The organism is Methyloversatilis thermotolerans, assembly GCF_000372885.1.
In the GTDB taxonomy this organism is placed as follows: domain Bacteria; phylum Pseudomonadota; class Gammaproteobacteria; order Burkholderiales; family Rhodocyclaceae; genus Methyloversatilis; species Methyloversatilis thermotolerans.
Map to the genome: position 1 here is coordinate 3,978,812 of NZ_KB889967.1, position 18,692 is coordinate 3,997,503.

The following is an 18,692-nucleotide window of genomic DNA, read 5'->3' on the forward strand; positions in this document are numbered from 1 at the left end:
CAGTTGGCTACCGCCGCCCAATCTGGTCGTAACGCAAAGTTCGGTGATCTGTGGCGTCGCCTGTGGTTTCTTGCGGGTGCTCTGCTGGTCTATCGTATCGGTGCGCACATACCCGTCCCGGGCATTGATCCTGCGCGTCTGGCCGAACTGTTCCAGGGGCAGCAAGGGGGCATTCTGGGCGTGTTCAACCTGTTTTCAGGGGGGGCACTCTCGCGCTTCACGATCTTTGCGCTTGGCATCATGCCGTACATATCGGCTTCCATCATCATGCAGTTGCTCACCGTGGCGGTTCCGTCACTGGAGGCGCTGAAGAAGGAAGGCGAGGCGGGGCGGCGCAAGATCACGCAGTACACCCGATACGGGACGCTTGCGCTCGCGCTGTTTCAGGCGTTCGGCATTTCGGTTGCGCTGGAGTCGCAGCAGGGCCTGGTTCTGGACCCCGGAATGATGTTCCGTTTCGTGACGATCTCGACGCTGATCACCGGTACGATGTTCCTGATGTGGTTGGGGGAACAGATCACCGAACGCGGAATAGGGAACGGTATTTCGATCATCATTTTCGCGGGCATCGCGGCTGGTTTGCCCGGTTCGATCGGGGGGCTGCTCGAACTGGTCCGCACGGGAGCGATGCACGAGCTTACGGCGCTGTTCATTGTTGCGCTTGTGGTTGCGGTGACTGCGGTGGTTGTGTTCGTGGAACGAGGACAACGAAAGATTCTGGTCAATTATGCCAAGCGCCAGGTCGGCAACAAGGTGTATGGCGGACAGAGTTCGCACCTTCCCCTGAAGCTGAACATGGCTGGCGTGATTCCGCCGATCTTCGCGTCTTCGATCATCCTGTTCCCGGCAACTCTTGCGGGGTGGTTCGCTACGACGGACAGCACGCGCTGGCTTAAGGACCTTGCGGCGACGCTCGCTCCGGGGCAGCCGGTGTACGTGCTGCTGTATGCCGCCGCGATTGTTTTCTTCTGCTTCTTCTACACGGCGCTCGTGTTCAATGCGCAGGAGACGGCGGACAACCTCAAGAAGCAGGGCGCATTCGTTCCGGGCATCCGTCCAGGCGAACAGACGGCCACGTTCATCGACAAGATCCTCTCCAGACTGACGCTTGTCGGTGCGGTATATATCACGCTGGTCTGCCTGCTGCCGGAGTTCCTGATCCTGAAGTGGAATGTGCCCTTCTATTTCGGTGGCACGTCCTTGCTGATCATCGTCGTGGTTACGATGGATTTCATGGCGCAGGTTCAGGCCTATGTGATGTCCCACCAGTACGAAAGCCTGCTCAAGAAGGCCAATTTCCGCGGCGGGGCCGGATTTCCGACGCGCTGAGTAGATATGTCCAAGGAAGACGTCATTGAAATGCAGGGTGAGGTGGTTGAAACCCTGCCCAACGCAACGTTTCGCGTGAAGCTCGAAAACGGACATGTGGTTCTCGGGCACATATCCGGGAAGATGCGGATGCACTATATCCGCATTCTCCCGGGTGACAAGGTTACGGTGCAGCTCACGCCTTATGACCTCACCAAAGGTCGCATCGTGTTTCGCGCCAAGTAGTTCCGGCGTTTGGTTCCAGTTGGAGAATCAGGATGAAAGTCCAAGCTTCTGTTAAGCCCGTCTGCCGCAAGTGCAAAGTGATCCGTCGTCACGGCGTTGTTCGCATCATTTGCGCTGACCCGCGTCACAAGCAACGTCAAGGTTGACGTTGTTGAGTGGTCTTTGATAACATTTAAGGTTTCGCTTTTCGGGGTGACTGCATGGCCCGTATTGCCGGCGTTAACATTCCTAACCACCAACACACCGAGATCGCGCTGACCGCGATTTACGGTATTGGTCGTTCCCGCTCACAAAAGATCTGCGACGCGTCAGGCATTGCTCGCACGACGAAGATCAAGGACCTCTCGGAGGCCGAAATGGATCGGCTGCGGGAAGAGGTCGGCAAGTTCACGATCGAAGGTGACTTGCGCCGTGAAGTGACGATGAACATCAAGCGCCTGATGGACCTGGGCTGCTACCGCGGTGTGCGTCATCGTCGTGGTCTTCCGCTGCGCGGCCAGCGCACCCGCACGAATGCCCGCACCCGCAAGGGTCCGCGCAAGTCGATCGCCGGCGCCAAGAAATAAGCCAATAGGACACCACCATGGTCAAGAGTGCTGCAAAAGTCCGGAAGAAGGTCAAGAAGAATGTCGCCGAAGGGATCGCGCACATTCACGCGTCCTTCAACAACACGATCATCACGATCACCGACCGCCAGGGCAACGCATTGTCCTGGGCGACGTCCGGTGGCGCGGGTTTCAAGGGTTCGCGCAAGAGCACCCCGTTCGCGGCACAGGTCGCTGCCGAGGCAGCCGGGAAGGTTGCGGTCGAGTGCGGCGTGAAGAATCTGGAAGTGCGTATCAAAGGTCCCGGCCCGGGTCGGGAATCGGCAGTCCGTGCGCTGAATGCGCTCGGTATCAAGATTTCGTCGATCACGGACATCACGCCGATCCCGCACAACGGTTGCCGCCCGCCCAAGCGTCGGCGTATCTGAGAGGAAATAGAGAATGGCTCGTAATCTCGACGCGAAGTGCCGCCAGTGCCGTCGCGAAGGCGAAAAGCTCTTCCTGAAGGGTGAGAAGTGTTTTACCGACAAGTGCGCGATCGAACGTCGTTCTTATGCGCCCGGTCAGCATGGACAGAAGTCCGGCCAGCGTCTGTCGGGTTTCGGTCAGCAACTGCGTGAGAAGCAAAAGATCCGTCGCATCTACGGTGTGCTCGAGCGTCAGTTCCGCCGCGTCTATGGTGAAGCCGAGCGTCGCAAGGGCCAGACCGGTGAGAATATGCTGCAGCTGCTGGAAAGCCGCCTGGACACCGTTGCCTATCGCATGGGCTTTGGCGCGTCGCGTGCCGAATCGCGTCAGGTGGTCCGCCACAACGGCATCCTGGTCAATGGCAAGCGAGTGAATATCCCGTCGTACGAAGTACGTCCGGGCGATGTCGTGGAACTCACCGAGCGCGCCAAAGGGCATCTGCGCTCAAAGGGCGCCCTGGAAGCGCAGGCCTCCCGTGGTTTCCCGGAGTGGCTGGATGTTGACGCCAAGGCAGCACGAGGTGTTTTCAAGGCCATGCCGGCTCGCACGGACCTGCCTTCGACGATCAACGAAAGTCTGGTTGTCGAACTGTATTCCCGCTGATCGCGCTCGCGATCAGCCTGCTGACGTCACTGAGGACTGCAGATGCAAAGCAATGCTCTCTTGAAACCGCGAATCATTGACGTACAAAATCTGTCTCCGGCCCATGCACGTGTCGTCATGGAGCCGTTCGAGCGCGGGTTCGGGCACACGCTGGGCAACGCGCTCCGCCGTATCCTGCTTTCGTCGATGCCCGGCTATGCGCCGACCGAAGTTCAGATCGAAGGTGTGCTGCACGAGTACTCGACCCTTGACGGTGTGCGCGAGGATGTCGTCGACGTCCTGCTGAACCTGAAAGGCGTCGTGCTGAAGCTGCACAACCGCACCGAAGCCTATCTCCGCCTGTCGAAGAATGGCGAGGGTGTGGTGACGGCGGGCGACATTGAAGTCACCCACGACGTGGAAATCGTCAATCCCGAGCACGTTATCGCTCACGTTGCCCCGGGCGGCAAGCTCGAGCTGCAGTTCAAGATCGAGCAGGGTCGTGGCTACGTTCCGGGTACCGTCCGTCAGGGTGGTTCGGAGAACAAGGCGATTGGCCATATCGTTCTGGATGCCAGCTTCAGCCCGATCCGTCGCGTGAGCTACTCGGTCGAATCGGCGCGTGTCGAACAGCGTACCGATCTTGACCGACTGGTGATGGACGTCGAAACCAATGGCGCGGTCGAACCGGAGGAAGCGGTTCGTTATGCTGCCCGTGTGCTGGTTGATCAGCTTTCGATATTCGCCGAGCTCGAAGGTACGGCTCCCGCTGTCGAACAGCGCAAGCCCGCTCAGATCGATCCCATCCTGCTGCGTCCGGTAGACGATCTGGAACTGACGGTGCGTTCCGCCAACTGTCTGAAGGCCGAGAATATCTATTACATCGGCGATCTGATCCAGCGCACCGAGAACGAATTGCTGAAGACCCCGAATCTGGGTCGCAAGTCGCTCAACGAGATCAAGGAAGTGCTTGCCTCGCGTGGTCTCACGCTGGGCATGAAGCTCGAGAACTGGCCGCCTGCTGGCCTCGATCGGGCGTAATACCGTACCGGCGACCTCGCCGGATACACGATAAACCGGCCACCTGCCTGACCCGCGGTGGCCGCATAATTTTACGGAGTCATCATGCGTCATCGTAACGGTCTCAGAAAGCTGAATCGCACCAGTTCGCATCGCGAAGCGATGTTCCGCAACATGGCCGTGTCACTGCTGCGCCACGAAGCGATCAAGACCACGTTGCCCAAGGCCAAGGAATTGCGCCGCGTGGTTGAACCGCTGATCAATCTTGGCAAGACGCCCAATCTGTCCAACCGTCGCCTGGCGTTTTCGCGCTTGCGCGATCGTGAAGTGGTCGTCAAGATTTTCGATGTGCTCGGCCCGCGCTACGCAAGTCGCAACGGCGGCTATCTCAGCATCCTGAAGATGGGTTTCCGTGTCGGTGACAATGCGCCGATGGCCTATGTCCAGCTGATGGATCGTCCGGATGAAAGTGCCGAGGCGGTTGAAGTCGCGGAGTAAGTGCGGCCGAGCAGGTGAATACAGGAGCCCCGGGTGACCGGGGTTTTCTTTTTCAGGGGTAGGTCGGGACAAGCTGTGGCACGGCAGACCTGTTGCCTTGTCGGGCAGGGACCGTCTCTGACTGCCACCCCGAACTTCGTCGATATCGTCCTTCGTTCCTGATTCAGGCCACGTTGCTGTTCAGGGTGGCAGCAAGTTCCGATGCGGCGATCTCGGCATCGAGCTTTTCGCGAAATACCTCGCCCAGCATCAGCAATATAGGGCCGCTGCCGGCCGGCGCACCCGGCAAGGCCAGGATGTCGTCAGCGGGCCGGACGGCTAGATCGCCCAGAGTGGTCAGTGCAACCCTGCTATCCGGGAGGCTCGCACTCTGCACGATGGCCACCGGAGTGTCCGGTGTTCGCCCGCAGGAGACAAGTTCCGCACCGATGCGGGTGGAGTCGTGAGATGCCATGTACAGCGCAAGTGTCGGGCTTTCCGCGTGGGCGCGCAGTGCCTGGGATGGAATCTCTCCGTCACCGGCGCGCGGTGTCAGCAGCACGACGCTGCGCGCGATTCCGCGGCGCGTCAGCGACACCTTCAGTTGCGCGCTGGCGGCACTGGCCGCGGTGACGCCGGGTACCACCTCAAACTCTATGCCTGCCGCGCTCAATGCGTCCATTTCTTCCTGCGCGCGGCCGAACAGCATGGGGTCGCCACCCTTCAGGCGGACGACGCTGCGATGGGTCAGCGCCGCATTCACCAGCATTTGATTGATGAAGCGCTGTGCTGTCGAGTGCCGACCGCAGCGCTTGCCAACCGCGATTAACTTCGCCTGTGGTGCCAAGGCAAGTATTTCGTTGCCGATCAGCGCGTCGTGCAGCACGACATCGGCTTGCGCCAGCACGCGCGCCGCGCGCAGCGTCAGCAGATCCGCCGCGCCGGGCCCGGCACCCACGAGCCATACCTTGCCGTGCTGGCGATCATCCTCAGGCCTTGACATGCAGTCCGCACTCCTTGCTCTCGGGGTTCTCCCACCACCAGCGTCCCGCGCGAATATCCTCGCCCGGCGATATGGCCCGCGTACAGGGCTGGCAGCCTATGCTGGGATAGAACTGCTCGTGCAGAGCGTTGTAGGGCACCTGATTGCTCTGGATGTAGACCCACACATCCCTTTCCGTCCAGTCGCTGAGTGGATTGAATTTTTCGATGTCGTGGCTTTCGTCGAACTGGCGCACCGGCAACTCCGCCCGGGTGGCCGACTGCTGGGCGCGCATGCCGGTGATCCAGGCCTTCTTGCCGGCAAGGGCTCGTTTCAAAGGCTCGACCTTGCGCATCGCGCAGCATGCCTTGCGCAGTTCCACCGAGTCGTAGAAGCCATTGACGCCGTGCTTGCGGACATACTCCTCGACCGCTTCGTGCCGAGGAAAGAATGTGACCGGGCGCATTCCGTAATGCTTGTCGGCGCGCGCCATCAACTCATAGGTCTCCGCCGGAAGGCGACCGGTATCAAGCGTGAAGATGTCGATATCGATGCCGTGGCGCTGGATCAGATCGGTCAGCACCATGTCTTCGGGCCCCATGCTGCTTGCAAAGGCGATCGGCTGGAACTCCGACGCCGCGGCTCGCAGCACGTTCACGACAGCGTCCGTCTTGCGTGCAACGGATTGCAGCATCGCATCCGTCACATTGGGATGGATGAACGGGTTGCTCATGCCGGATTCGCCTGGCCAATGCGCCGGCGGAACACCGGCAGGTTGCCATCCGTTGAGGTCTGGTACGGCGTCGAGAAGTCCCGCAATGCGGCAATGCAGCGCTCCGGTTTCTGGTCGGCACGCAAAAGATAGGCATCGAAGCCGGTCCGCCGGAAGAAGAACATCTGGTCGCGCAGCACGTCGCCCAGTGCGCGCAGTTCATTGCGATAGCCGTATCGATTGCGCAGGATGAATCCGGCTGAATAGCCCCGGCCATCGATGAACTTGGGAAAGTTCACGCCGATGAGAGGCAGACGGTTCACCTCGCCGTCCAGGCTGTCCGCCAGGTCGGCGGGTTCTTCGTGACTATCGAGCCACACCCCTATCTCGCCGACAGCCACCCGCGAGGCGAAGTCTTCGCGACGTCGCAACCAGACCGAAAGAGGAATGAGCACCTTTCCAGTGGCCGGCACTTCGCAGGCGTCGATCACGGCGTCGGATGCGGCCGGCTCGCCGGTCAGCTTGAACATCACCACCTTCCCGGCCGCCTTGCGCACAGGTTCGGCCGCCTCAGGCAGCTTGATCCAGGTCCATTCGTCCCTGACCAGCGATTCACCGCGAATCAGATCAGCCATGTGTCACCTCGGCCTTCCTGGCGGATTCGCCATAGACGCGCGACTTGAACGGTGCGATGCCAAGCCTGCGCACGGTGTCGAGGAAGCGCTCTTCGGGCGTTCGTGCCTCGACATAGGTTTCGATCAGCGTACGGATGACTCCGGGAACCTCGGACGCAGCAAACGAGGGGCCGATCACGTCGCCCAGTGCAGTCGTATTGCCCTGGGCTCCTCCGATCGATACCTGATACCACTCCGATCCGGCCTTGTCGACGCCGAGAATGCCGATATGTCCGACGTGATGATGACCGCACGAATTCATGCAGCCCGAAATGTTGAGCTCAAGTTCGCCGATGTCGTGCAGATAATCGAGATCATCGAATTCGGCCTGTATTGCCTGGGCGATCGGGATGGATTTGGCGTTCGCGAGTGAACAGAAATCTCCCCCCGGACAGCAGATCATGTCGGTCAGCAGGCCGATATTGGGCGTCGCCAGATTGTGCTTGCGAGCTTCAATCCACAGCGCATGCAGGTCGGCCAGCGCGACGTCAGCCAGCACGAGATTCTGCTCGTGGGTTACCCGCAATTCACCGAAGCTGTAACGGTCGGCCAGGTCCGCCACGGCATCCATCTGTTGCGATGTAATGTCGCCGGGCGCCACGCCATGTGGTTTCAGGGACAGGGTCACCGCACGATAGCCCGCCCGCTTGTGGCCCCGCACGCAGCGTGACACCCAGCGAGCGAAGCCCTTGTCCTCCGCGAGCTTCGCTTCGAATTCCGTGTCGTTTTCCGGGCGCGGCGGCGCAGCGGGATCCGAGAATGCGGAACGGGCAATGGCCAGTTCCTCGTCTGTCACCGTCGCGATGCCGTCGCGCTCGAGCTGCCACTCGGCCTCGACCTGCCGCGCAAACTCATCGGCGCCGATGGCCTTGACCAGAATCTTGATCCGCGCCTTGTAGGCGTTGTCGCGGCGGCCGTGGCGGTTGTAGACGCGCAGCACCGCGTCCAGATAGGTCGGCAGGTGGCGCCATGGCAATGCTTCATGGATGACGCTGCCCAGAATGGGCGTGCGACCCATGCCGCCGCCGACGATGACACGCGCCAGCACCTCGCCTGACGCGTCCCGGTAGAGCTGAAGCCCCACGTCGTGCGCGTAGGTGACCGCACGATCCTCCAGTGATCCGCTGATAGCGATCTTGAACTTGCGTGGCAGGAAGGCGAATTCCGGGTGGAAGGTGGACCACTGCCGCAGCATTTCACAATACGGTCGCGGGTCAACGACTTCGTCCGGGGCGACGCCGGCAAAAGGATCGGTCGTGATGTTGCGTATGCAGTTGCCCGAGGTCTGGATCGCGTGCATTTCGACGGTGGCCAGCTCGGCCAGGATGTCCGCAGTGTCTTCCAGTTTCGGCCAGTTCAGCTGAAGATTCTGGCGTGTCGTGAAATGCGCATAGCCGCGGTCATAGCGGCGAGCGATGTCGGCGAGCTTGCGCAACTGGATGCTGGACAGCATGCCGTAGGGGATGGCGATGCGCAGCATGGGCGCATGGCGTTGTATGTAGAGGCCGTTCTGCAGACGCAGAGGCCGGAAGTCGTCGTCGGACAGTTCGCCGGCCAGATTGCGCTGCAACTGGTCGCGATACTGGGCGACGCGTTCCCGCACCAGTGCGCGGTCGTAATCGTCGTAGCGATACATGGCTTGTCCCGTCGAGGGGCCCGGTCCTTGCCGGAGCTCCCGTTGCCTTCTTTTCAGCCCAGAAGGTTCAGGCTCAGTTTCCCGCCAATGCCGAACAGCATGCTGGCCAGCAGCGAACGCAGGAATCGTTCCGGTACGCGGGCTGCTATCTGACTGCCCAGAGCAATGCCGGGCAAGGAACCGACGAGCAGGGCGCCGAGCAGCGTCCAGTCGACATTGCCCAGCCACCAGTGCCCCATGCCCGCCACCAGAGTCAGTGGCACCGCGTGTGCGATGTCGCTGCCCACAATGCGGACAGCCGACAGACGCGGGTACATGAACACCAGGGCCGCGGTCCCCAGAGCGCCCGCACCGACGGACGAAATGGTCACCAGCACGCCGAGGACGGCTCCAGTTCCTATCGTCAGCGCGGATATATGCCGTTCCCTCCACGCCGCGATGGCCGGTTTCTCGGCCAACCGCTGCAATCGCGAGCGGAACAGCAGGGCGCAGGCAGTCAATACCAGCGCCACACCGAGCGTACCGCTGATCAGGGATTGCCCGCCATACGCCGAGCCGGAATGCGTGGATAACCAGGCAAGGGTCAGTGCGGCGGCCGGTACGCTGCCGCATCCCAGCAGGCCGACGATACGCCAGTCCACGGTGCGGTTGCGGCCATGTACCACGGCGCCGCCGGCCTTGGTCAGTGCCGCGTACAACAGATCGGTACCGACCGCCACCGACGGATGGATGCCGAACAGCAGCACGAGCAGCGGTGTCATCAGCGAGCCGCCGCCCACGCCTGTCAGCCCCACTATGGTGCCGACGAAGAAGCCGGCGACCGAATAACCCCAATCCATTGCAGGACCTCGATCTTGAATGATCCGAACTTACCGCGTTGTCAATCTAATTGGAAATGCTTTGGAGTAAGATCGTAATGATCGATGGTGCTATGAACGCGGCGTCTCCCGGGCAGGGGCCGCCGCGCTGCGCGTGCCGGTTCCGGCGAGGGGAAAAGACATGAATCTGCAGCAGCTTCGATACGTCGCGGAAGTGGCGGCACGCAAGCTGAACGTATCGGAAGCGGCTCGTGCGCTGCACACTTCGCAATCCGGCGTGTCTCGCCAGATCAGTCTGCTGGAGCAGGAACTGGGCGTCGATGTGTTCGTGCGCCAGGGCAAGCGGCTGGTCGCCGTCACCCGTCCGGGGCAGGACGTGATCGCGATCGCGCGTCGAATGTTGCGCGATATCGGCGCCTTGCGTCAGGTCGGTGAAGAGTATGTGAAGGGTGAGCAGGGGCGTCTGTCGATTGCCACGACCCACACCCAGGCGCGCTACGTGCTGCCGCAGGTGCTGTCCGAGTTCGTGCGCCAGCATCCCGGCGTGCAGATCGAACTTCATCAGGGCAATCCCACACAGTGCTGCGAGCATGTGCTGTCCGGCGCGGCCGATCTTGCAATCGCGACCGAAGCCATCGACGGATACGATGAACTGGTGAGCCTGCCCTGCTATCAATGGAACCGCTGCCTGATCGCGCCGCCCGGCCATCCGCTGCTGGACGTGAAGCCGCTCACGCTGGAGGCCATCGCCGACTGGCCGCTCATCACCTACGATTTCAGCTTCACCGGCGGTTCCAAGGTCAACCAGACCTTTGCCAGTCGCGGTCTGACGCCGCGCGTCGTACTGAGCGCGATCGACGCCGACATCATCAAGACCTATGTGGCGCTCGGCCTGGGCGTGGGCATCGTCGCGCAGATGGCGTTCGATCCCGAACAGGACCGCGCGCTGCGCGCCGTGAACTGCGACCATCTTTTCGAATCCAGCACGACTCGCATCGGTCTTCACCGCAATGGCTGGCTGCGTGGATACACCTACCGCTTCATCGAATCCTTCGCACCGCGCCTGAGCCGTGAAGTGGTCGACAGGTCTCTCGGCAGAACCTGACGCACGTCACGGGCGCGTAACGTCTTGGGGCCACAGTGTCGGAAATTTTTCCACTGTCGCGCCCATGAAAACCCTGTCCAACGCGCTCCATCCTCTGTGCTTCGACCGCGATGCCGGCCGCGCCGAACTGGCGGGTTTCGTCTATCTGGCGAGCGAGGTGCTCCGCACCAAGGACGGACGGGTGGCCGTCTATCTCACCGAGGCCGCCCAGCCGGAACACGTCTACAAGTTCGTCGGTCCGGCGCTGGTCTCGGCGCGCCCCGGAAACGGTACGCTCTACGCAGCCTGCTTCGGCGACGACGGTCACGGGCGATGGATTCCGCTGACGCCAAGCTGGCCGGCGCTGCATCCCTGGGAGGCGATTCCAGCGTCCGGGCGCGAATTGTCCCGGCCGCACGAACGGGCGCGTCGCGTCGGTGCGTCCACAATTGCCGGTCTGTTCTCGGTGCGCGCCCGTCCGTCAGGTGGCAGCCTGCTGCTGTGCGACCAGCCGGGTGAGGCGCGGGTGTGGCGCGAGGCACTGGCGGATGTCGGTAGCCTGAGCTTCGTGTGGCAGGGGCCGGCGCTCGAACTGCCTGTGTGCGCATATGCGGCCGGCACCGAGGCGGCTCCGGGAGGCGCGCTGGCCGCCGCCTGAGACCGGCGACCGACGGGAGTGCCCCGTCGCCGGTACCCAGGTGTGATCGGGTCGTGGGATGGCGAGCGGGCGGGCGTCCTATACTTCAGCCTTCCTCATCCTGCCGGATCGCCGATGTTCCGTCCGACACCACTCTGGCTGGGCGCACTCGCGCTGGCCTTCACGCTGAGCTGTACGCCGGTGCAGGCGGCGGCAGACGCCGGCCGCTATTACGAGGACGCACTCGTCCGCTTCGAGAAGAAGGACGACGCTGGCGCCATCATCCAGCTCAAGAACGCGCTCAAGGCAGATCCAGGTTTTCTCGCCGCTCACCTCCTCATGGGCCGCGCCAGTCTGCGAAAGGGCGACTACGCGTCGGCCGAGGTCGCCCTGCGCGAAGCGCAGAGACTGGGCGTCGCGCCGGCAGAGATCGCTGAGCCGCTGGCTCAGTTGCTGCTTGATTCCGGCCGTCAAAAGGAGCTTCTTTCGCAGGTGACGCCGGATGACCTGCCGCCCGCTGTGCGACTCGAGGTGCTCATGCTCCGCGCGCGCGCGCAGACAGAACTCAACCTGTTTGCCCAGGCGCGGGAATCGCTGGCCCAGGCACGTTCGGTGGCCCCGGAGTCGGTCGCCGTGGTCGCGTTGCAGGCGAATGTCGAGCTTCAGGCGGGGCAAGGTGAAGCGGCGGCACGGTTGGCCGAAACGGCGACATCCATGCGGCCGGATTCGAGCGAGGCGTGGACGGCTCGGGCATCTGTCGCCTACGCGCGTGGCGATCTGGATCGCTCGCTCGACTTCTATTCGCGCGCCGTCGGCGCCGAACCCAAGAACGGCGAGGCCCTGCTCGGCAAGGCCTCGGTGCTGATGGATCTTCTTCGCACCGATGAGGCCGCGGTGGTGCTCAAGCAACTGGCGGAGGCCGATCCGCGCGAGCCGCGTGGCGCGTATCTGCGGGCCGTCCTTGCGATTCAGAAGGGTGATGTGCCGGGGGCGCGCAAGCTGCTTGCCGAGGTGGTCAATCTGATCGACCCCGCCCCCCGGGGCGCACTCACCAGCCGTGCCCATCTTGCGTTGATCGCGGGGCTCGCTCATTACGAGCTTGGGGCCGTCTCCAAGGCCAAGGAGTATTTCGAACTCTACATGCGGTTTTTCCCCGCCAACGGCGCGGTACGCAAGCCGCTCGCTGCGATCTATCTCGCCGAGCGGAATCCCGCCCGTGCGCTGACCCTTCTTGAGCCAGCGCTGCGCGACAGCCCCCGCGATGTCGACGTCATCATGCTGAACGCCAGTGCGCAGGCGGCGCTGGGTCGGCATCAGCGCGCGACAGAGCTGTACGAACAGGCGGCGCGGTTGCGCGATACCGCCGGAACGCGCACGGCCCTCGGCCTGAGCATGCTGGGAGCAGGGCAACGAAGCCTGGGTGTGGCCGAACTCGAAACCGCGTTGAAGAAGTCGCCCGGAGACTTCCGTGCAAGTACGGTCCTCGCGCTGGATGCGCTGAGGTCGGGGCGTCCGCAACGCGCGGTGGATCTGATGGAGACGGTGCTCAAGCGCTCGCCTGACAATCTGAGCGCATTGCATTTGAGAGCGGTGGCTCGTGCCGCCGCCGGCGATGCGAAGGGGGCGCGGGCCGATTACCAGAAGGTGCTGGACAAGGATCCTTCGTTCCGGGTTGCCCGTCTCAATCTGGTCAAGCTCGACGTCGCCGAACGCAAGTACGACTCGGCCCGGCAAAGGCTGGATGCCCTGTTGAAGGCAAATCCCGACGACGTGGCGGCACTTTTCGAACTGGCACGCCTGCAGTCGGTTCAAGGGCAGTCCGCCCAGGCGGTTGCCACGCTGGAACGACTGCTCGCGAAAAGCGAAGGTAACGAGCAGGCCGTCATGGAACTGGTTTCCCTGCACCTGGCGGCGCGCCGTAATGACGAGGCACTGACCGTCGCGAAGAATGCCTCGGCCAACAATCCCGATTCCATTCCATTTCAGTTGGCGCTGGCGCGAGTCCAGCTTGCGCGCGGCGAGAATTCCGCGGCGCGGGGCACTCTGGCGAGCGCGACGCGCGGCGCGGGGTTCAGCGCATCGTCGCAGGCAGCGATCGGGCGGTTGCAGCTTGAGGCCGGCAATCTGGACGGGGCGGAGTATTCCGCTCAGAAAGCGTTGCAGGGCTCGGCGGACCATCTTCCTGCGCAGTTGCTGGCGATGGAGGTCGACATAGCCGCAGGGCGGCTGGACAAGGCGGAAGCGCGTCTGAAGCCTTTGCTCCAGTCCAAGGGAAACGTCTGGAGCGTACAGCGACTGGCGGGGGATCTGGCGTTGGCCCGTGGCCAGAGTCAGGGCGCTGCGGGCTATTACGCAAAGGCGCTTGACCTTGAACACGATTTCGAAACGCTGCGCAGACTTTACATCGTCCAGCGCAAGACCGGCGAAGCGGCGAAGGCGCTTTCTCGCCTCGAAGCGGCGGGTCGCAAGCGTCCGGACGATGTCGCGGTCCAGTTGCTGCTGGCGGAAGCGCAGGCAGCTGCCGGCCGCAAGCAGGCGGCACGCGAAACACTGCTCGCGACGGCCGCGCATGCCGACGATCCGGTGGTCCTGAACAACCTGGCCAACATTCAGGCCGACCTCGGCGATCCGGCCGCGCTGGCGACCGCCGAGCGCGCGTGGAAGAAGGCGCCGAACGACCCGGTGGTTCTCGATACTTACGGCTGGCTGCTCGTCCAGGCCGCGCAGATCGATCAAGGATTGAAAATCCTGCGGGAGGCGCGCCTTCGGGATCTGTCTAATCCGGAAATCCGGTTTCATCTTGCGGTGGCTCTTTCAAAGAGCGGCCGGGTTGCGGAGGCTCGAAGCGAACTCGCGGAAGCGCTGGCGAGCAAGAGGGATTTCGCGGGAAGAGCGGACGCGCTTGCCCTGCAGAAATCATTGTCCGCCCGTTGAATCGCGCTGTCGGATTTCTTTACAAAACAGCGGTTTTCTGATTGTGTATTAGCGTCAATGCATTGTTTATTAAAAATAAAATTGGCATTGGCTCAGGTTTTGCTAGTAAAGTTCGTAGCCGGCGTGGTTGAGGTCGGCAGGCAATAACGAGAGGACACCCAAATGAGCTTCAACAGGTCTTTTCCTGTGGCGATCGCGCTTGCTGCGCTGGCGCTGCCCGCAGGCGCCGCGTCCTACACCTTCACCGGCAGCACCAATACCTCGCTCGGTGGCACGACCACCTACAGCGGAGTCGCTTCGTCCAGCGGTGAGGTTGTACCGTCGGTTACTGTCTCGGCATGGGCATCGGCCAGTTCGTCTACCTCCAGCGACATACAGGCGGCCTATCTCGAACAGTCCGGTGGCGACCTGCGAGTGCGCGCGCAGGGCGAGACGACATCCAGCCCCGATCACGCGATGGACAACAGCGGCAAGTTCGAGGCGATTCTGTTCGACTTCGGTGCCGGCAACCAGATTTCGCTCGACTCCATCAATCTGGGCTGGTGGAGCAATGATTCCGACGTCGCCATCCTTGCCTACACGGGCGGGGTTTCCGGATACGATCCCGCTGCTCTGTTCAGCAGCGGTCCCTCGACATCGTTCGCAAGTCTGGAGAGCAACGGCTGGTCGATGATCGGCGAGTACACGAACATCGGTACCTCGACGACCTCGGTCAATTCGACAGACGTGGCGTCACGTTACTGGCTGATCGGTGCCGCCGGGCTGACCGGCTCGTCATTGTCGGGTCTGGCCGACTACGTGAAGCTCTCGGCAATCACCACGACCAACCGCACGCCGCCGCCTCCGCCGCCCTCTACCGGGGTGCCGGAACCCGCGTCGCTCGCGCTGATTGGCGGCGCATTTGCCGCCATGGTTGCGGTTCGTCGCCGCAAGGCCGCCTGAACCCGGACGCAAGTGACATGAAAAAGGGCCGCGCGATGCGCGGCTTTTTTTCGTCCATCGGGCGCGATTCCCACGGTCGCGCCTGCCGCTAGGCGAGCGATTCGGCCTCCTGCGCCTGCAGTGCCCACATCTGCGCATACAGTCCGTCCTGCGCGAGCAGTTCGGCGTGTCGCCCGCGCTCGACGATCCGCCCGGATTCCATCACCAGTATCAGGTCGGCATCCATGATGGTCGACAGGCGATGGGCGATGATGAGTGTGGTATGACCGCGCGCCACCTGTTCGAGCTGGTTCTGTATCGCCTGTTCCGTCTTGCTGTCCAGTGCCGACGTCGCTTCGTCAAAGATCATGATGGGCGGATTCTTCAGCAGCGCGCGCGCGATGGCGACGCGCTGCTTCTCGCCGCCGGACAGTTTCAGTCCGCGTTCGCCCACCCGCGTTGCATAGCCCTCGGGCAGTGACTGCACGAAGTCGTGCAGCTGCGCGGCACGGCTGGCCGCTTCGACCTCTTCCGCGCCGGCGTCGACACGACCGTACTGGATGTTGTAGTGAATGCTGTCATTGAACAGCACGGTGTCCTGCGGAACGATGCCGATGGATGCCCGCACGCTGTCCTGACTGAGTTCGCGGATGTCCATGCCGTTGATCAGGATGCGCCCGTTGCCCGGGGCGATGTCATAGAAGCGGAAAAGCAGTCGCGCCAGTGTCGATTTGCCGGAGCCGGAATGCCCCACCACCGCGACCCGGCCTCCCGCCGGTATCGTGAAATCGACGTCGTACAGGATTTGCCGCGCCGGCTCGTAGCCGAAGCTCACCTGCTGGAAGCGCACCTCGCACGGTCCCGTCGCCAGGATGCGTGCGTCCTGTGCATCAGCCACTTCGCGATGCGTATCGAGCAGCGAAAACATGCGCTCGATGTCGGTCAGCGACTGGCGCAGTTCGCGATAGATGACACCGAGGAAGTTGAGCGGGATGTAGAGCTGGATCATGAAGGCGTTTACCAGCACGATGTCGCCCAGTGTCATGCGCCCTTCTGCTACACCGAGTGCAGCGCGCCACATCATGAGGGTGACGCCGGTCGCAATGATGGCCGCCTGACCGATGTTGAGCCAGGACAGTGATACCTGGCTGCGTTCCTGCGCACGCTGCCAGCGCTGCAGCTGTTCGTCGTAACGGCGTGCTTCGAAGTCCTCGTTGTTGAAGTACTTCACCGTTTCGTAATTGAGCAGACTGTCGATGGCGCGCGTGTTGGCCGCCGAATCCAGTTCGTTCGCCTCGCGCCTTATCCGCGTGCGCCAGTTGGTGACGGTGACCGTGAAGCTGATGTAGAGCGCGAGCGTGACAAAGGTAATGAGCGCGAAGCTCGCTTCGTAGCGCGTGGCGAGAATGCCCAGCACCAGCGAGATTTCCACCAGCGTGGGCAGGATGGAATACAGGGTGTAGCTGATGAGCGAGCCGATCGCGCGCGTGCCGCGTTCGATGTCGCGCGTCAGCCCCCCGGTCTGGCGTTCCAGGTGGAAGCGCAGCGACAGTCCGTGAAGGTGGCGGAACACCTGCAGCGAAATCCGCCGCACCGCCTGTTGTGTCACGCGCGAAAACACGATTTCGCGCAGTTCGGTCAGCATGGAGGTGGAGAAACGCAGCGCGCCGTAGGCGCCCAGCAGGCCGAGTGGCACCAGCAGCGGTGCCGACTGCAGCAGATCGCGGCCGACTGCGGCAGCGGGGGTGAGCGCGTCGATGATCTGCTTGAATATCAGTGGTACCGCGACATTCGATGCCTTGGCGAGCACCAGACAGGACAGCGCGATCAGCACCCGGCCACGATAGGCCCACAGATAGGGAATCAGGTTGCGCAGCGTTTCCAGGTCGCGGCGCGGCACGCCGGGTTCCCGACTGGCAGGAGCGGGCAGGGCGGAGCTTCGTCTCATCGGTTCTTTTTCGGTTCGACAGCGGTTGGAGGAGGATGCATTCGGCATTGCTGCCGGCATGCAGAGGGCTCAGTGAAACAGCCACCATGCAAGCCACGCTGCAAGTACCGACAATGCCACCCCGGGAACGACGCGGGCGGCGTAAGGCCGGTCGCCGACGCTGAGCGCCACGACGGTCTTGCTGAGCGCATTGGTCGAGAAGCCTATCAGTATCGGCAGTGCGGCATGACGGGCATCGATGTGGCCACTGGTCTGCAGATTGGCTACGCCGGCGGCGGCGGAATGCGCGTCGGCAAAGCCAGCGAGGGCGGCGGTGATGCCCAGGCCCACAGTTCCGAACGCATGGGTCATGACGGCACTGAGAAACAGGATTCCGCCCATCGTGAGCGCGAACAGCAATGCCTGCCATGGATTGAAAGCGCGCCCGGCGGGCGGGGCCGTGCCGCAGCCTGCAACGCGCAGGCTGTGGTGTGCGACGATCAGGCCATAGGCAGCGGATACGATGCCGGCGGCCAGCAGCGGGGCGGCCATCTCCAGCAGCACCTCGGTGCTCAGCACGGCCAGCAGTACCGCGAGCTGGAGCACGGTGGCGACCAATGACATTACGGCACCTGCTACCGCGCCCGGTCGCAGTGTCGCGTCACGGCGCGCCTGTTCGCCCATGGCCGCGATGGTGGCGGTGCTCGATACGAAGCCCGACACCAGGCCGGCAAACGCCAGGCCGCGCGTCGGCCCGACCAGGCGCCGGGCGATGTGGCCGCTGGCCGTGAGCGCCATCATCACCACCGCCAGTGTCCATAGCAGTCTGGGGTTGATCGCATCGAAGGGGTCTATCGTCCGGTCGGGAGTCAGCGGCAGCACGACCAGCGCAGCCGCGGCAAGCAGCAGGCCGTCATGCACTTCCTGCGCCGATAGCGTGTTCACGACGAAGCGATGGACCTGGCTGCGCGCGGCCAGTGCGATCGCCACGATGACCCCGAGACCGGTCGCGAGCGCCGTCTGCCGCATCGCCAGTGCCCCGAGCAGGAATGTGATGAGCAGGGCGATTTCGGTGGTCAGCCCGGGATCCGTGTTCTGCGTGCGCCGGTAGGACGCAACGCCGAACAGTGCCATCGCCGCCGCCAGCACTGCCAGCAGCAGTCCGCCGCCGAGCAGCATGGCAAGTGCACCCAAAAGAGCGGCCAGCGAAAACGAGCGCAGCCCCGCTGCCGCGCGGCCCGGGCCCTCTCCCTTGCGCCGCTCGCGCTCCATGCCTATCAGCATGCCTATGCCCAGCGCGGCGGCGAGTCCGATCAGATGCGGGTCCTGTGCGTCCATCTGGATTCCGGAAAGCGGGATGCGGGATACCGGTGATGTCCGGTGACCCGTATTGGATCAGAATGGCGATCGTGTCCGCAGGTGCCGCGCTGCAGGTGCGGCGATGGATTTCTCGAAAGGCGTCTATGCATACCACCGTGATTGTCGTCGATGGCCTGTCCGGCGAGGATGATATCCATGACATCACCAACACTGTGCACGAGCTGCCCGGCATCGGTCTGGTCGATGTCGCGCTGGCGACCGGCACCGTCAGCATAGAGCACAGCCCCTTGGTGAGCGAGGCGGATATCCGCCAGGCACTCGAGGACGAAGGTTACAGCCTGCGTTGAGCGGAGCGTCCCGCGGGACATCCGCGGTCGGCCGGCGCCGCGTCAAGCAGGCGT

Annotated in this window: 20 protein-coding genes; 13 read left to right on the forward strand and 7 right to left on the reverse strand. The window is 62.9% G+C overall.

Annotation, left to right across the window (positions count from 1 at the left end; translation table 11 throughout):
* Positions 1–3 precede the first annotated feature (3 nt).
* The 8 genes from secY (at position 4) to rplQ (ending at position 4,667) form a co-directional block, all read left to right on the forward strand.
* Entirely contained in the window at positions 4–1,329 is a 1,326-nt protein-coding gene (secY, locus tag A3Q7_RS0118250; RefSeq protein ID WP_026225001.1) for a preprotein translocase subunit SecY, read from the forward strand.
* Positions 1,330–1,335: 6 nt separating this feature from the next.
* Positions 1,336–1,554 carry a translation initiation factor IF-1 gene (infA, locus tag A3Q7_RS0118255; protein ID WP_018413356.1) on the forward strand — a complete coding sequence of 73 codons (219 nt, stop codon included), beginning with the start codon at positions 1,336–1,338 and terminating at the stop codon, positions 1,552–1,554.
* Positions 1,555–1,586: 32 nt separating this feature from the next.
* Positions 1,587–1,700 carry a 50S ribosomal protein L36 gene (gene rpmJ / locus A3Q7_RS20625; protein WP_077231381.1) on the forward strand — a complete coding sequence of 38 codons (114 nt, stop codon included), beginning with the start codon at positions 1,587–1,589 and terminating at the stop codon, positions 1,698–1,700.
* A 54-nt stretch (positions 1,701–1,754) separates the two neighbouring features.
* Positions 1,755–2,120, forward strand: a complete 366-nt coding sequence (gene rpsM / locus A3Q7_RS0118260; protein ID WP_018413357.1) for a 30S ribosomal protein S13 — start codon at positions 1,755–1,757, stop codon at positions 2,118–2,120.
* 17 nt (positions 2,121–2,137) lie between these two features.
* Complete coding sequence (gene rpsK / locus A3Q7_RS0118265) at positions 2,138–2,527, forward strand: 30S ribosomal protein S11 (RefSeq protein WP_008061749.1); 390 nt, start codon at positions 2,138–2,140, stop codon at positions 2,525–2,527.
* A gap of 13 nt (positions 2,528–2,540) precedes the next feature.
* Positions 2,541–3,170 carry a 30S ribosomal protein S4 gene (rpsD, locus tag A3Q7_RS0118270; protein ID WP_018413358.1) on the forward strand — a complete coding sequence of 210 codons (630 nt, stop codon included), beginning with the start codon at positions 2,541–2,543 and terminating at the stop codon, positions 3,168–3,170.
* A 42-nt stretch (positions 3,171–3,212) separates the two neighbouring features.
* Positions 3,213–4,190: a DNA-directed RNA polymerase subunit alpha gene (locus A3Q7_RS0118275; protein WP_026225002.1), complete on the forward strand. Its 978-nt coding sequence runs from the start codon at positions 3,213–3,215 to the stop codon at positions 4,188–4,190.
* An 84-nt stretch (positions 4,191–4,274) separates the two neighbouring features.
* Positions 4,275–4,667: a 50S ribosomal protein L17 gene (gene rplQ / locus A3Q7_RS0118280; protein ID WP_018413360.1), complete on the forward strand. Its 393-nt coding sequence runs from the start codon at positions 4,275–4,277 to the stop codon at positions 4,665–4,667.
* A 163-nt stretch (positions 4,668–4,830) separates the two neighbouring features.
* Here rplQ and cobA read toward each other — a convergent pair whose 3' ends face one another.
* The 5 genes from cobA to A3Q7_RS0118305 are packed head-to-tail and all read right to left on the reverse strand — an operon-like array spanning position 4,831 to position 9,489.
* Positions 4,831–5,649 (reverse strand): uroporphyrinogen-III C-methyltransferase, encoded by an 819-nt coding sequence (gene cobA, locus A3Q7_RS0118285; protein WP_026225003.1) that lies wholly within the window; start codon positions 5,647–5,649, stop codon positions 4,831–4,833.
* Positions 5,636–6,361 carry a phosphoadenylyl-sulfate reductase gene (locus A3Q7_RS0118290; protein WP_018413362.1) on the reverse strand — a complete coding sequence of 242 codons (726 nt, stop codon included), beginning with the start codon at positions 6,359–6,361 and terminating at the stop codon, positions 5,636–5,638. The genes cobA and A3Q7_RS0118290 overlap by 14 nt, the downstream gene beginning before the upstream one ends.
* Positions 6,358–6,975, reverse strand: a complete 618-nt coding sequence (locus tag A3Q7_RS0118295; RefSeq protein WP_018413363.1) for a DUF934 domain-containing protein — start codon at positions 6,973–6,975, stop codon at positions 6,358–6,360. Before A3Q7_RS0118295 ends, A3Q7_RS0118290 begins: the two co-directional genes overlap by 4 nt.
* Complete coding sequence (locus A3Q7_RS0118300; RefSeq protein WP_018413364.1) at positions 6,968–8,650, reverse strand: nitrite/sulfite reductase; 1,683 nt, start codon at positions 8,648–8,650, stop codon at positions 6,968–6,970. The genes A3Q7_RS0118295 and A3Q7_RS0118300 overlap by 8 nt, the downstream gene beginning before the upstream one ends.
* 53 nt (positions 8,651–8,703) lie before the next feature.
* Entirely contained in the window at positions 8,704–9,489 is a 786-nt protein-coding gene (locus A3Q7_RS0118305; protein WP_018413365.1) for a sulfite exporter TauE/SafE family protein, read from the reverse strand.
* A gap of 160 nt (positions 9,490–9,649) precedes the next feature.
* Between A3Q7_RS0118305 and A3Q7_RS0118310 the strand changes: the two genes are divergently transcribed.
* The 4 genes from A3Q7_RS0118310 (at position 9,650) to xdp1 (ending at position 15,065) form a co-directional block, all read left to right on the forward strand.
* On the forward strand, positions 9,650–10,573 hold the full coding sequence (locus tag A3Q7_RS0118310; RefSeq protein ID WP_018413366.1) for a CysB family HTH-type transcriptional regulator: 924 nt from the start codon (positions 9,650–9,652) through the stop codon (positions 10,571–10,573).
* A gap of 64 nt (positions 10,574–10,637) precedes the next feature.
* A complete protein-coding gene (locus A3Q7_RS0118315) occupies positions 10,638–11,210 on the forward strand; it encodes an alkaline phosphatase PhoX (RefSeq protein ID WP_018413367.1) in 573 nt (190 codons plus the stop codon).
* A gap of 114 nt (positions 11,211–11,324) precedes the next feature.
* Positions 11,325–14,123, forward strand: a complete 2,799-nt coding sequence (gene prsT / locus A3Q7_RS0118320) for an XrtA/PEP-CTERM system TPR-repeat protein PrsT (protein WP_018413368.1) — start codon at positions 11,325–11,327, stop codon at positions 14,121–14,123.
* Positions 14,124–14,285: 162 nt separating this feature from the next.
* Positions 14,286–15,065 carry an exosortase-dependent surface protein XDP1 gene (gene xdp1 / locus A3Q7_RS0118325; RefSeq protein ID WP_026225005.1) on the forward strand — a complete coding sequence of 260 codons (780 nt, stop codon included), beginning with the start codon at positions 14,286–14,288 and terminating at the stop codon, positions 15,063–15,065.
* An 88-nt stretch (positions 15,066–15,153) separates the two neighbouring features.
* Here the strand turns inward: xdp1 and A3Q7_RS0118330 are convergent, their stop codons facing one another.
* Both A3Q7_RS0118330 and A3Q7_RS0118335 read right to left on the reverse strand, forming a co-directional pair.
* Positions 15,154–16,992, reverse strand: a complete 1,839-nt coding sequence (locus A3Q7_RS0118330; protein WP_026225006.1) for an ABCB family ABC transporter ATP-binding protein/permease — start codon at positions 16,990–16,992, stop codon at positions 15,154–15,156.
* Between the two features lie 69 nt (positions 16,993–17,061).
* A complete protein-coding gene (locus tag A3Q7_RS0118335) occupies positions 17,062–18,309 on the reverse strand; it encodes an MgtC/SapB family protein (RefSeq protein WP_018413371.1) in 1,248 nt (415 codons plus the stop codon).
* 125 nt (positions 18,310–18,434) lie between these two features.
* Here A3Q7_RS0118335 and A3Q7_RS0118340 point away from each other — a divergent pair, with 125 nt between their 5' ends.
* A complete protein-coding gene (locus tag A3Q7_RS0118340; RefSeq protein WP_018413372.1) occupies positions 18,435–18,638 on the forward strand; it encodes a heavy-metal-associated domain-containing protein in 204 nt (67 codons plus the stop codon).
* Positions 18,639–18,692 lie beyond the last annotated feature (54 nt).